General features: G+C 50.7%; 13 protein-coding genes. 10 read left to right on the forward strand and 3 right to left on the reverse strand.

Annotated features, from left to right (window positions below):
• Window positions 1-134: 134 nt before the first annotated feature.
• From AC27K1_RS20720 to AC27K1_RS20730, 3 genes are all read left to right on the forward strand, one after another.
• A complete protein-coding gene (locus AC27K1_RS20720; RefSeq protein WP_487152695.1) occupies window positions 135-1,658 on the forward strand; it encodes an FMN-binding glutamate synthase family protein in 1,524 nt (507 codons plus the stop codon).
• A 53-nt stretch (window positions 1,659-1,711) separates the two neighbouring features.
• Complete coding sequence (locus AC27K1_RS20725) at window positions 1,712-2,239, forward strand: 8-oxo-dGTP diphosphatase (protein WP_487152696.1); 528 nt, start codon at window positions 1,712-1,714, stop codon at window positions 2,237-2,239.
• A gap of 142 nt (window positions 2,240-2,381) precedes the next feature.
• A complete protein-coding gene (locus tag AC27K1_RS20730) occupies window positions 2,382-2,834 on the forward strand; it encodes an Hsp20 family protein (RefSeq protein ID WP_487152697.1) in 453 nt (150 codons plus the stop codon).
• 88 nt (window positions 2,835-2,922) lie between these two features.
• Here the strand turns inward: AC27K1_RS20730 and AC27K1_RS20735 are convergent, their stop codons facing one another.
• Window positions 2,923-3,465 carry an acyl-CoA thioesterase gene (locus tag AC27K1_RS20735; RefSeq protein WP_487152698.1) on the reverse strand — a complete coding sequence of 181 codons (543 nt, stop codon included), beginning with the start codon at window positions 3,463-3,465 and terminating at the stop codon, window positions 2,923-2,925.
• Window positions 3,466-3,731: 266 nt separating this feature from the next.
• Here AC27K1_RS20735 and AC27K1_RS20740 point away from each other — a divergent pair, with 266 nt between their 5' ends.
• Entirely contained in the window at window positions 3,732-4,265 is a 534-nt protein-coding gene (locus AC27K1_RS20740; protein ID WP_487152699.1) for a hypothetical protein, read from the forward strand.
• 39 nt (window positions 4,266-4,304) lie between these two features.
• Here AC27K1_RS20740 and AC27K1_RS20745 read toward each other — a convergent pair whose 3' ends face one another.
• Window positions 4,305-4,949, reverse strand: a complete 645-nt coding sequence (locus AC27K1_RS20745; protein ID WP_487152700.1) for a thiol:disulfide interchange protein DsbA/DsbL — start codon at window positions 4,947-4,949, stop codon at window positions 4,305-4,307.
• A 469-nt stretch (window positions 4,950-5,418) separates the two neighbouring features.
• Here AC27K1_RS20745 and AC27K1_RS20750 point away from each other — a divergent pair, with 469 nt between their 5' ends.
• The 5 genes from AC27K1_RS20750 to melA all read left to right on the forward strand — a co-directional run bounded on the left by AC27K1_RS20750 (window position 5,419) and on the right by melA (window position 10,726).
• The gene (locus AC27K1_RS20750; RefSeq protein WP_487152701.1) at window positions 5,419-6,255 is read left to right on the forward strand and encodes a hypothetical protein; all 837 of its coding nucleotides are present in this window, start codon (window positions 5,419-5,421) and stop codon (window positions 6,253-6,255) included.
• A 302-nt stretch (window positions 6,256-6,557) separates the two neighbouring features.
• A complete protein-coding gene (locus tag AC27K1_RS20755) occupies window positions 6,558-7,547 on the forward strand; it encodes a sugar ABC transporter substrate-binding protein (protein WP_487152702.1) in 990 nt (329 codons plus the stop codon).
• Between the two features lie 66 nt (window positions 7,548-7,613).
• Window positions 7,614-8,390 (forward strand): ATP-binding cassette domain-containing protein, encoded by a 777-nt coding sequence (locus AC27K1_RS20760; protein WP_487152703.1) that lies wholly within the window; start codon window positions 7,614-7,616, stop codon window positions 8,388-8,390.
• Window positions 8,387-9,346, forward strand: coding sequence for an ABC transporter permease (locus AC27K1_RS20765; RefSeq protein ID WP_487152704.1), 960 nt, complete (start codon window positions 8,387-8,389; stop codon window positions 9,344-9,346). The genes AC27K1_RS20760 and AC27K1_RS20765 overlap by 4 nt, the downstream gene beginning before the upstream one ends.
• A gap of 21 nt (window positions 9,347-9,367) precedes the next feature.
• The gene (melA, locus tag AC27K1_RS20770; RefSeq protein WP_487152705.1) at window positions 9,368-10,726 is read left to right on the forward strand and encodes an alpha-galactosidase; all 1,359 of its coding nucleotides are present in this window, start codon (window positions 9,368-9,370) and stop codon (window positions 10,724-10,726) included.
• Here the strand turns inward: melA and AC27K1_RS20775 are convergent.
• Window positions 10,723-12,153 (reverse strand): sodium:solute symporter family protein, encoded by a 1,431-nt coding sequence (locus AC27K1_RS20775; RefSeq protein ID WP_487152706.1) that lies wholly within the window; start codon window positions 12,151-12,153, stop codon window positions 10,723-10,725. The genes melA and AC27K1_RS20775 overlap by 4 nt on opposite strands.
• A gap of 267 nt (window positions 12,154-12,420) precedes the next feature.
• On the opposite strand from AC27K1_RS20775, the gene AC27K1_RS20780 reads away from it, so the two are divergent.
• The gene (locus AC27K1_RS20780) at window positions 12,421-12,846 is read left to right on the forward strand and encodes a hypothetical protein (RefSeq protein ID WP_487152707.1); all 426 of its coding nucleotides are present in this window, start codon (window positions 12,421-12,423) and stop codon (window positions 12,844-12,846) included.
• Window positions 12,847-12,891 lie beyond the last annotated feature (45 nt).

Raw genomic sequence — 12,891 nt, forward strand, 5'->3', positions numbered from 1 at the left:
TAACCCACCCAAAACACCGACGTATCTACCGACCGTTTTATATCTGGCGTGAGCCAAATAAGAGCACCGCAACCTCCCCCTTATACTTCTATACTGTTCACATAATCATTCACAGGATAGTGGAGCCCAAAAGCATGGAATTGCTGAATCATGAGTATGCCGCTGCGTTATCAACTATTTTGCAGGTCATTGCTTCACTGCTTATTTTGACGTTGGGCGCCGGGATCATTGCCATCGCGATTGCTTATTTCATCGACAAGAACCAGACAGAACACACTATCCGGAGAAACTATCCGGTTCTGGGCCGCTTTCGCTATATATTTGAACACCTGGGCGAATTTTTCCGCCAATATTTCTTTGCCGGTGATCGGGAAGAGATGCCCTTTAATCGCGCCCAGCGCGCCTGGGTGTACCGTGCGGCCAAAAATATCGACAGAACGGTTGCTTTCGGCTCCACCAAAACCATACGGGAACCGGGTAGTGTCTTATTCCTGAACAACCCCTTCCCCCCCCTGACACAGGAAGCCCATGAAGCCTCCATCGTATTGATTGGCCCAAACTGCCGTAAGCCGTATCGTCCCAAATCCCTGTTCAACATTTCAGGCATGAGCTTTGGCGCGATTTCCGCACCTGCCGTTACTGCATTGTCACTCGGCGCCAAACAGTCCCATTGCTGGTTAAATACGGGAGAAGGCGGACTCTCGCCTTATCACCTGAAAGGCAACTGTGACCTGGTCTTTCAAATCGGTACCGCCAAATACGGGGTCCGTGATGAGCAGGGTAAACTGGATGATGAGCGATTAAGTGAGATAGCTTCCCACGCCCGGGTCAGAATGTTTGAAATCAAACTCAGCCAGGGCGCCAAACCGGGAAAAGGCGGCATTCTCCCGGGAAACAAGGTATCGGAAGAGATTGCCGCGATTCGACTGATTCCTGTGGGCCAGGATTCCATCAGCCCCAATCGCCATCCGGAAATCCATTCGTGTACAGAGCTGCTGGACATGGTTCATCATGTCCGCTCCATCACAGGTAAGCCTGTCGGTATCAAATTTGTACTCGGCGATACTCAATGGCTTGACACATTATGCACTGTCATTCATCAACGCGGCATTGAATCGGCCCCTGACTTCATGACCATCGACAGTGCGGACGGTGGCTCCGGTGCAGCCCCCATGGCCTTGATGGATGATGTGGGTCTGCCCCTTCGTGAAAGCCTGCCTGAAGTCACCAATACACTGATCCGGCACGGTTTACGGGAGCGTATCAGGGTCATCGCTTCCGGCAAACTGATCAATCCATCCGATGTCGCCTGGGCGTTGTGCATGGGGGCAGACTTCGTGGTATCCGCCCGGGGGTTCATGATGGCGCTTGGGTGCATACAGGCCATGCAATGTAACAACAATACCTGTCCGACCGGCATTACCACCCATGACAGTAAATTGCAGCGCGGGCTGGTCCCTGCCGACAAGGCAACACGCGTCGCGCACTATCACAACAACCTGGTACATGATGTCGAACTGATTGCCAATGCCTGTGGCGTCAGGGAGCCCCGCCAGCTTAAAAGGCACCATGCGCGACAGGTGACCACAAATGACAAATCCATCAGTTTGGCCGAGCTGCATCCTTACCCGAAAAGAAGTACGTCAAATCAATTATGATTCTTCGACCTTGCCCGCTATAGTTGCGACTTTTAACTGGCGGGCACGGCTCCATGGACACCACCACAATCCCCCACAAGATCTGTGACATCGACTGGCAGAATTGGCAGGCAGCCGATCCGGCCACCCTCCTGTTTGTCATTAAGGACGGCCAGATCCTGCTGATTCGCAAAAAACGGGGGCTTGGCGCTGGCAAAATCAATGGCCCAGGCGGCAAGCTGGAAGCCGGAGAAACCATAGAAGCCTGCGCTATTCGGGAAGTACAGGAGGAACTGTGCATCACGCCGAAACATATTCGCTACCACGGCGATAACTGTTTCCAGTTTACCGATGGCTACTCCATTCATGTGCATGTTTTCACGGCGACCGATTATGACGGGGTTGTCACGGAAACTGACGAAGCGGTACCGGTATGGGCAAACCTGGATGCTATTCCCTACGACGAAATGTGGGAAGACGACCAGTACTGGATACCTGTAATGCTCTCAAACCAGTCGTTCACTGGCCGGTATATTTTTGACGGCGACCAGATGGTGGACATGAAACTGGTACTTCATGGCGACGGCTCAAAGAACGGATGATTTTTTATTCCACCGACTTGAAAGTGTCTGGTGCGCCCTCATATAGAGTTACAGCGGTTGCTCAACAGAGAACCGCTACTGACAGCCTGTCCTGAAAGGAAGGCGACATTTGTCTAATATTGCTCATTATGAGGATATCATCATGCCTACTCTGGATTTCGACCTGTCCCCACTGTATCGCTCCGCCATTGGTTTCGACCGCATTGCCAGCCTGCTGGAAAACCTGAACACCTCCGGCAACCAGAACGGTTACCCTCCCTACAACATTGAACTGCTGGGTGAGAATGACTATCGCATTACCATGGCAGTCGCCGGGTTCACAGACGATGAACTGGATATCGAAAGCCGGGAAAATGTTCTTCTGGTCAAAGGCAAAAAAGAAAGTGAAAAAAGGGACAGCAAGTACCTTTACCAAGGTATCGCCGAGCGTAATTTTGAACGCCGCTTCCAGCTGGCCGACCATGTTCGGGTAACCGGCGCGAACCTGGAAAATGGTTTATTGCACATTGAGCTCGTGCGGGAAATCCCTGAGGCCATGAAGCCTCGCAAGATCAAGATCGGGCAGTCCCAGATGCTGGAAAACGACGTCGCCTGACAGCACTGACAATCATGGGAAGAGTATCACTCTTCCCATGCAACTATTGACGCTTCACGCCAGGAAAGACGCCTTCAATGTGTCCTGATTAATCCCTGGATAATGCCTGACGCTTTACAGATAACATTTGTTTCCAGGCCTTGATCTGGTCAGGCAATTCACGTTCCTGGCAATCCAGATCCAGCGCATGCATGACCTGTCCCGGGTCAAGAACCTTACCGGACCCAACAATCGCGACTCGGGAGTGCCCAAGGGAATACAGTCGTCCTTTTCGTTCAAAACGCTGTTCGAAATAACAATACTTGTTGTCCCAGCCGAGTAACGTGGTATGTAGCTGAAATCGCTGAAAGGGCGGCAGCTCTTTGAAATAAGCAATTTCCTGGGCGCTGGCAATCAGCTTCCACCGATTCTTCAATGTCAATCTCAATAATCCGGATTCCGCCATATGCAAGGTTCTGCCAAGATCCATAAAGCTGAAATAGCGGGCATTGGTCAAATGCAGGTTGATGTCACAGTCATGCGGACAAACGGTAAACGACTGGATACTGGTTTCCAGGGGCTTTCTGGTATGCGAGCGACGGCAAGCAATAATCCGCAGGATCAACAACAAAAAACGCAGGTACAAATTCATGCCAGTACAACCATCTTGTTATTATTCGTTCAGGGTCTACGATCCATCTCAGCGCCTGAGACACAATCCGCCAACGATCTATACTCAATGACACTCGATGATACACAATGATCGCAGCCCTCTGGCAGGCATAATACTACGCCAGTCCACGGCTGAACATTCATGAGCCTGTAAATGACGTACCAGCAAAAAGCCACTGTGTCTTTTCCGGACACGCATTTCCCAGACATCTTGGTAAAATTCCGGGCTTTTTTCGGGAGAGAACCATGACATCGATTAGCCAGAGCGAACCGTCAGCCCCCGGACAACAGGCCGATGCCGGCGAACTCATCAGACTCAGAGAAGAAAATCGCCAGCTGACTCGCGAATTCAAAACCCTCCAGGCGGATAACCCCAAGCGCCTGAAAAGCCAGGTTAAACGCCTTCAGGAGGATAGCCGTAGCAAGCAGAATGAGATTACCCAGCTAAAAAGCAAGTTACGACGCGAGCAGGAAGAAACCGCAGCCCTGCGCCAGGCGCTTGAAGAACTGAATGAAAGCGTTCAGCATCTGCAGGTGCTTGAGCAACCCCAGTGGGAGTCCGAGGACAAGTCCTGGGCGATATACCTCAAACTGGATGAAAATACGCCAGAGGGCCAAACCCCGGAATTCAGTATACGGGTACTCGACCGGCAGACGGGTGGCGCCAAAATAGCCCATATGGATGTAGATGATGCAGGGAACCAGAAACTTTCCTGGCCTCGTATGCGAGCCATCCCCAAGGATGTCAAATCAGCCGTAGAGCAACTGATTGAGGGATGAGTCCAGCCAGCAGCGCCAGACTCACCAGAAGGTGCTGAATTACCCTTTGGGCTTCAGCGCCTCACGTTCTTTCTTGATCAGGAAATCAGCCACTTCCAACATAGCCTTGGCACTACCGGCCTCCCTGGCAGAAATACGGTATTTGCCGTTGACCACCAATGCCGGTACGCCGGTAAGCTGCGCTCCACGAATCAATGCATCCGCCTGCCTCAACTGGTTCCGCACCCCAAAGGAGTTGTAGGCCTTGGTGAACTGCTCCTCGGATACGTCATACAGCTTGAGGAACTTTGCCATGGTTTCCGGGTTGTTCAGCCGACGGTTTTCCTGGTGGATGCTGTGGAAAATTGCAGCATCGACCTTGTTAGCATCCAGCCCCAGAGCCTTAACGGTATAATATAATTGCCCGTGTACCTTCCATTCCCTGCCAAAAAGGGCGGGTACTTTGCGGAATTTAACATCGGTGTCCAGTGTTCTGGCCCAGGGCTCAATATAAGGTTCCAGCTGATAACAGTGAGGACAGCCGTACCAGAAAGCCTCCATGACTTCTACCTTGGCCGGGTCAGCAGTAGGGATAGGCTGGCTGAGGCGTATATAGTGCTTACCCTCCTCAAACTTATCACTCGCCTGGGCGAGCAGCGGTACCAGCAACAGAACGGTCAGACATCGCATCAGCAGTTTTGGCATGTTTCACTCTTCTTTATTACTTATTCTGCGGATCTATTCTGTCAAAAATGATGGCTAAAAAATACGTTTCACGTATTTTTTTCGTTAACTCCCGGAATACGACAACTAGCGCTCCTAACTAGCGGGTTAGCAGGAATAACTATTATCCATCGGTTGAGCGTGTCTCAAAACCTGTCCCTCCAGAAAAATCCATATGGCACGCCTGCTGTTACGCTAATCAAAACAATTTAATTTGATGTCATAAAATCAGAATAACTGACGAGTAATTGTTTTTTAGCAAAAATATTAAAATCTAAACGTTATATTAAGAATGGTTACCCATAACCACTTCAGAAATAACACACCCATTGAACTTTCCAACTCATTTCCATTCAAATTATTAAAGCAAGGGACAGTACTCGCCACGTTTGATATTAATCCTTAAACCGCAATCATTTGTACTGACTCTGATTATGAAGGAGAAACAAGCATGCAGGAAAGCGGTGGATCAACAGTAACGACTGCCTCACCCGTGGTGGTGACTGGCCCAGCTCCGATAACAACTACTCCCCCCACTACTGTGACTGCGGGTGGGCGGACTGTAACTTCAACATCTGGCCAGCCCACAGATCAGGGATCCGGTGATACATTGCCTGCTGCAAATAATGGACAGCCTGCGGGGCACCAAGCCTCGCCGGAAGGGGCCGAAACACCAGGACCACAAGGCTCTGGAGCACCAACACCCGCCAACAGTGAGCCTAATCCCGCTGATCCACAACCTGTCACAAAATCAGGCGGCAAAACATTTGGCAAATGGACCATAAGAATTATTTTCACACCCATCATGTTTTTTGTGGGTACAGGGATAGGTATGTATTGCGGTTTGGTCTTAGGCGTAGGCGTACCAATGCTTGCCAGTATCAAAAGGTTATTTGAGCGCACTGACAGTTGGCTTCTTGTCATATTCGTTTTTCCTTTTATCGCGTTTGCCGGTCTTGTCTGCGGTCTCATAGGCTCTGCAGTTGGCGTCATTTGCGGTGCCGTTATTTTTTCCGCAGCAACCGCAAGACTGGATACTCAACCTCTCAAATATGCAGATGATCAAGTTCGGGCAATGTTTGACACCCTCATTTGGAATAAAGAACAGCAAGAATCAACAAACGGACCATTCCCCAACCTTTCAGACCAGACTGCCTCCCATCAGCTACCTGCACCGGGTAATGAGGATGGAGCATCAGCGGGGCAATTACCCACCCGACAACTCATGGAAGATACGGCGACTCGGCTAGAAGAAATACACGCGCAGCAGACAACCGAGTCAGTTTAAACTCCATTGCCAGATAGTCTGCCTGGCATTATGAGTGGAAGATCAGCCTTCATAAAAAAGTGTTGATCTTTCATTTATCGTTTTGAAAACAGCCTATACCTGCTTTTCAAATACAAATGCTAAATACTAAACAACTCTATAAATAACAAACATTTAAAGACTGCCTCCATTAACACCAATCAGCACTACGGATACTGCTAATACCCCACACAATACCTGAACAGTAGGATACCGGCCTCTACTCCTATAAGGCGTTTATAAACGCCAGACACTCCACACCACTACCGATTCAGAGGCAAACAATGCGAATTCGAACACTTCTGGCCCTGTCTCTCGTCACACTTGCATCCTTCAACACCAGTGTTTCTCTGGCGGCAACCCGCAGTGGGGAAAACGTCAGCATCTGGTTTGATACCGGCGGTCCCGTAGGTGGCGCTTACAATACGATTGTGCAAAATGGCGCCCAGCAGGCCTGTGAGGATCTCGGCTGTGATATCCGGTTCCTGTACTCCGACTGGAGTCCACAGAAGATGATCGAAAACGCCAACCGTGCTATTGCATCCAAACCAGACGGCCTGGTGGTGATGGGTCACCCCGGCGATGACGCCTATGAAGCACTGATTGATGAAGCGCAAGACAGCGGCATCATCGTCACCAGCAGCGATACCGAGCTGCCACGCCTGATGGCTGAGCACCAGTCACAAGGCTTTGGTTACGCCGGTGTGGATAACAAAAGCCGCGGCACCTTGCTGGCCCAGGAAGCCCTGCGTCGCCACCCCATGAAAGCCGGTGAACGCGCCCTGGTTTGGGGACTGAAGAGCAAGCCCAACCGCGGACTGTCTACCGTTGGTATGATTGAAGCACTGGAAGACGCCGGTCTGCAGGTGGATTACATGGAAATCAGCGCCGAGCTGGATAAAGATCCTACGCTGGGTATGCCGCTGATGACCGCCTACCTCTCTCGTCACCCTGATACCAAGATGATCCTGATCGATCATGGCGCCCTGACCGGCCAGCTGGAAAACCTGCTGCGTGCTGCAGGCGTCGGCCCGGATGAGATTTTCGCAGCAGGCTTCAGCCTGTCTCCCGCCACAGCGGCAGCCATCCAGAGCGGCTACGTTGACCTGGTGGGTGACGGACAGCCTTTCCTGCAGGGCTACCTGCCCGTTCTGCAGATTGTCCTGACCAAACGCTATGGTTTCTCCGGTCTGAACATCAATACCGGCGGTGGTTTTATCAGCCGTGAGAATATCGACCTGATCGCACCACTGGCCAAGCAAGGCCTCCGTTAATACTCACCGGCGCGCAGACTCTCTGCGCGCCTGGCCTGACTCCCTGGATAAAGAGACGTTCCCCGGATGACCAAACGCCTGGAAATGCGCGGCATGAACAAGTGGTTCAATGGCGTGCATGCACTGCAAGATATCGATTTCGACCTGAATGCCGGTGAAGTCGTCGCCATTGTTGGCGACAATGGCGCAGGTAAATCGACCCTGATCAAGATACTGGCGGGCCTGCATCAGCCTGACAGCGGTACGCTCAAGATCAGTGGCCAGGCAATTGATTTTTCCCGTTATAACGTCGCCACCGCCCGAAAACTTGGTGTCGAAACTGTGTACCAGGAGCGCTCGCTCGGTGAAAAACAGCCCCTCTGGCGGAACCTGTTTGTCGGACGACATCTGCGCAACAAGTTTGGTTTTATCCGTGTTCAGGAAGAAAAACTGATCACCCAGCGACTGTTGCAGGACATTGGCCTGCGCGGCATAGGTATCACGCCGGATTCTGATGTCAGCATCCTTTCTGGCGGTGAACGACAAGGCCTCGCCATCGGTCGCGCCATGCATTTTGATGCCGAAATCATCATTCTGGATGAACCCACCAACGCCCTCTCCCTGCACGAAGTGGGCAAAGTGCTGGACTTCATCCGTCGTATACGGGCCACTGGCCGCTCCTGCATCCTGATCTGCCATAACATGGCCCATGTCTACGACGTGGCGGACCGGTTTGTCTTTGTCGACCGCGGCAGGATTGTGGCTGAACACGCCCGTAATGCCATCAGTCTCGAAGAACTCAGCACCACTTTGATCAATATTGCCCGGGAAAACACCCTGCAACGGAATGGAGCCCCGTCATGACCCTGTTTCTGCGCCAATACCGTTTCCAGATGGGCACCTTTGGCCTGTTGCTGGTGCTCTGGGCAACATTCCTGGTGTTAAGCCCGGCCACCTTTGGCTCCCTGCGCATTTATACCTCCTTCATGACCAGTATTCCGTTCCCGGCCATACTGGCGCTGATGCTGACCTTCCTGATTGTGTCCGGGGAAATGGACATGTCGTTCCCGGCCATCATGGCCTTTTCCGGTTATCTCTTTGCTGTCGTGTTTACCGCTACGGGCAGCGGTCTCACAGCTCTGGTTGCAGCACTGCTGGGTGGCAGTATCGCAGGACTGATTAACGGCTTACTGATTGTCCGGCTCGGCGTTCCCTCTATTATCGCCACGATTGGCACCCAGTTTTTCTGGTATGGATTTACGACAGTGCTTGCCGACGGTATCGCCATCAGCCTGATTGATGTCCGCTCCACCTGGCTGCATGATCTGCTGGTCGGCCGCCTGTTCGGCTGGCTGCCCATGCAGGCGATCTGGTGCGTGGTGCTGGCCGTGGTCGCCTGGCTCATGCTGCAACGACACACCTTTGGCGACAATGTCCGTTTTATTGGAGACGACATCAATACGGCCAAAATGATGGGTATTCCGACCGATCGCACCCGGATCCTGCTGTTTACCCTGATGGGACTGACCAGCGCTCTGGTTGGCGTCATGGTATGCCTGGAAATGGCCAACTGGTGGCCAACTCAGGGCGAAGGTTACCTGTTGCTGGTCTTTGCCTCGATCTTTATCGGCGGCACGTCTGTGTTCGGCGGAACCGGCACATTGTTCGGAACATTGATCGGTGCCATAGTCATCGGCATGATCGAATCCGGTATCATAGCCGTCGGACTTTCCGGGTTCTGGACGCGCATGGTTTACGGTCTGATTATTGTTGTTTCGGTCTCAGTCTATGCCTTCCTGATGAAGACCCACCGTCGCTAAATCGTTATCAGCGGGGAGGCTATGAAAAAGATCACGGTCATCGGTGCCGGCAGCACCATGTTTGCACGTCAGTTGTTGTCTGCTCTGTTTGCGTATAAAGATCTGCCACCGACAGAAGTGGTGCTGGAAGATATCAACGAACAGGTGCTGGAACGCAGTTTCCGGCTGGTTGGGTTGATGATTGAGCAGGCCGGTGTCCCCGTCACATTGAGTATGACGGTGAATCAGAAAGAAGCACTGCGTAATGCTGATTTCGTGATCAATGCCATCCAGGTGGGCGGCCTCGAGCCATGGAAACTGGATATGGAAATCCCCCAGCGCTATGGCATCAGCCAGGAAGTGGGCGACACACTGGGTGCTGGCGGGATTTTCCGGGGTCTTCGTCAAATACCGCCCGTGCTGTCCATCCTCCGCGATATGGAAGAGGTCTGTCCGCAGGCGCTCTTCATTAATTATTCCAATCCGCTGGCACCACTGACCTGGGCAGCCAGTCAGGCGTCGTCTATTCGCAGCATCGGCCTCTGTTACGGTGTTCGCTATACCGCTTCCCAGCTGGCTGGGTATCTTGGCGTCGGCCCCTGGGTAGATCATCCACATACGCCCGAGTTATGGCAGGCATTAATGTATCAGGATGTCCCCGAAGATATTGAGTATCGATTCGGTGGCGTCAACCATATGACCTGGATGCTGGAGTTCCGTCACAGAGGCGAAGATCTCTATCCACTGATTCACAAGCTACCTGATAACCCTGCCGTCTATAAAAACGACGCTCCTCGTTGTGAAATACTCAAACACTTCGGCTACTGGAGTACGGAAAATCACTGGCATATGACCGATTATGTGCCCTACTTCCGTAAGAATGAGGCCATGATCAACCAGTTCCTGCCAAGGCGCTGGAACCTGCTGGCATTGGAGCAGGAAGTACATGCCCTGGCTAACGAAGAAATCAACCGACAGCTGGCAGGCGAGCAATCATTCAGAATTGAAGAAAACATGCTCAATGGCGCCAAACTGATTCACGCCATTCTGACCAATACACCAACACGCATTAACGGTAATGTTGCGAACCAGCAGGATAATGGTCTGCTGATTGATAACCTGCCAGCTAACTGCGTCGTTGAAGTGCCGATACATGTCGACAGTGAAGGTTTGCATCCGGAAACGATTGGCACCCTCCCCACGCAATGTGCCGCCCTGAACAAAACAAATATCAATGTTCAGGAGCTGATCGTAGAAGCCGCTCTCAAAGGCGATAAGCAGGCTGCCAAGTATGCCCTGGCACTGGATCCGCTGACTGCTGCCCTGTGTACTCTGGAACAGATCGACAACCTGTTTGAAGAATTACTGGAAGCCCAGAAGCCTTGGTTGCCGCAATTCTAATCGTATGACTCCCCCTGCATAGGTGTTATCAGGCAGGGGGAACATCGCTTAATAATGACCAGTATGACGCTATAAATCACACCACAGGCCAGCATACCGGCAATCAAACCACTTAGGTAAAACTGATGCTGCAAGGCCAAATAATCCCACAGCAGCGCTGTTGATAAGCCAATACCTGCTGGCACGAAAAAGAGTCTGGGTGGCAACTTTTGATAAAACAGTGCACCAAACAACGGAACAACCACCGTTGGCCCCCAGAAATTGAATGCATATAGCAAGATACTCAACAGATCACCTTTATACAGACTGAACACCATGGCGAGCCCGCCAATCGCAATCACCGCTACGCGCATAATCAACAGCTGCTGCGACTCACTCAGTTCTTGCTTAATAAATAGTGGCAACGCATCCCTGGTAGCCGCTATTGCTGCTGTATTCAGATAACTGTCTGCAGACGACATAATAGCTGCCAAAATGGCACAGATCGCCACACTGACAAGACCTCCGGGGAGAATCATCAGCAACAGTTCATTAATGGCTGACTGTACTGAAGCATCAGGATTCACAACCGATGCGAGAAGCCCCAGAAAACCTGCCCCAGCAGCAATAAGCACCACAACAACACAGGCAGATGACAAAGCTAAAGCGGCCTGATAATGACTCCGCGCCATCATGACCCTTTGCACCATTGGAGGAATCATAAAATCGCCAAGGACGAAGCTGAGGAAGAGTGACAATGCCCCTATGGCACCCAGATCCGCCAACCCCATCACCTGTTCGGTATTTAATTGATGAACAAATGATTCATAGCCTCCGAGATACTGCATACCGGCGCTAATAACGGAAAATATTCCCAGCACAATCAAGCTCAATTGGATAACATCCGTTGAAACCACCCCTCGAATACCACAGAGCGAGCAATAACCAACGATGATAGCGCCACCAACAAGGCTGCCGACCCAGATTGGTATAGGCAAAATCAATGCCGCAACGCGTCCAATGGCTGCCATCTGGACAATAATTATCCCGGCACAGAATAAGACCCAAAAAATACCGCAGGCATAACGAACCCGCTTGTCGTAGCTGCTCTCGAGAATATCGCCAATACTGAAACAGTGATGAAAGTGTCTTAATCTTGGGGCAATTGCGGCCAATAGAATGAACTGCAAAGGTTGGCCTGCAAGCAGGCACATTGCATAAATCAGCCCATGTGCATAGACCTTCTCACCAATACCCAGAATAAAACCGCTTCCTATGGCCGTTGCTGCAATACTGGTCATCAATGGAAATGCACCAAAAAACCCTTTTGACAGGGCAAACTCATCAAATGAGCAACTACGCTTAGCGTGCCGTGCTGCGACATAAAGTGTCGCAAAAATAAACACGGTCACTACAAACCAGGAACTCTGTGAGGCAGGAAATGTCATGAAAGCATTCTCTTACTTATGCAGCCTGTATTGATGGCATTACCCATCGGGCCATATAAAAGTAGACACACATTGCTTTCTTGCTAAAACCAAGACAGTTCCTATTATCCATTAATTAGAGAACGCCCCCACAAATAGGGGGTCAGAATCAATAACAATTGATAGTGCAATGCAACTATCAGTGATTCTAACAATCTATATCTATGAATAATGATTTACGCATCAATTAGAAAATACTTTTTATTTAAAACAGCAGGAGCATATTGAATGAAATCTACAGTCTCAAAAAGAGTATTCATTGCCTTTTTTTCATTAATATCAAGCACTCTCAGCCATGGCCTGGAAAATAACCAAATACATTACAGTTATATTCGTCATCAATTCATGCCTGTCATTTCTCTTACCCATCAGGATAATGGTTTTATTGCCTGTTACTCGCACAATAACGATGCCCCATCTTATCCTGTAGGCGGCAATATTCACGTAAAGGGATTTATCGCTATGCAAGGCCAATATCTGGGTCGTATTTTCCATCCGGATGGCTATTTACACAAAGATATCAGCATACAGAATTCTGAACCCAGCCTGCTGTGTAAAACCTATATACCATCCTGCCAAGATAACGATGTGGAGTGTTGGGCCGGAGGCGATACTGGTGGCTATTTCTCAGCACTGATGTATCCAGCCCAGTAATTACTATTTTCAATAGCCAAAAGCAAAAACCCTGACCAGCTGCCT

This window comes from Kistimonas ophiarachnellae, assembly GCF_057552235.1.

What these genes read in the sequence shown, in the direction of transcription:
- AC27K1_RS20720 (WP_487152695.1), top strand. Translation starts at nt 135, where the DNA reads ATGGAATTGCTGAATCATGAGTATGCCGCTGCGTTATCAACTATTTTG.
- AC27K1_RS20725 (WP_487152696.1), top strand. Translation starts at nt 1,712, where the DNA reads ATGGACACCACCACAATCCCCCACAAGATCTGTGACATCGACTGGCAG.
- AC27K1_RS20730 (WP_487152697.1), top strand. Translation starts at nt 2,382, where the DNA reads ATGCCTACTCTGGATTTCGACCTGTCCCCACTGTATCGCTCCGCCATT.
- AC27K1_RS20735 (WP_487152698.1), bottom strand. Translation starts at nt 3,465, where the DNA reads ATGAATTTGTACCTGCGTTTTTTGTTGTTGATCCTGCGGATTATTGCT.
- AC27K1_RS20740 (WP_487152699.1), top strand. Translation starts at nt 3,732, where the DNA reads ATGACATCGATTAGCCAGAGCGAACCGTCAGCCCCCGGACAACAGGCC.
- AC27K1_RS20745 (WP_487152700.1), bottom strand. Translation starts at nt 4,949, where the DNA reads ATGCCAAAACTGCTGATGCGATGTCTGACCGTTCTGTTGCTGGTACCG.
- AC27K1_RS20750 (WP_487152701.1), top strand. Translation starts at nt 5,419, where the DNA reads ATGCAGGAAAGCGGTGGATCAACAGTAACGACTGCCTCACCCGTGGTG.
- AC27K1_RS20755 (WP_487152702.1), top strand. Translation starts at nt 6,558, where the DNA reads ATGCGAATTCGAACACTTCTGGCCCTGTCTCTCGTCACACTTGCATCC.
- AC27K1_RS20760 (WP_487152703.1), top strand. Translation starts at nt 7,614, where the DNA reads ATGACCAAACGCCTGGAAATGCGCGGCATGAACAAGTGGTTCAATGGC.
- AC27K1_RS20765 (WP_487152704.1), top strand. Translation starts at nt 8,387, where the DNA reads ATGACCCTGTTTCTGCGCCAATACCGTTTCCAGATGGGCACCTTTGGC.
- melA (WP_487152705.1), top strand. Translation starts at nt 9,368, where the DNA reads ATGAAAAAGATCACGGTCATCGGTGCCGGCAGCACCATGTTTGCACGT.
- AC27K1_RS20775 (WP_487152706.1), bottom strand. Translation starts at nt 12,153, where the DNA reads ATGACATTTCCTGCCTCACAGAGTTCCTGGTTTGTAGTGACCGTGTTT.
- AC27K1_RS20780 (WP_487152707.1), top strand. Translation starts at nt 12,421, where the DNA reads ATGAAATCTACAGTCTCAAAAAGAGTATTCATTGCCTTTTTTTCATTA.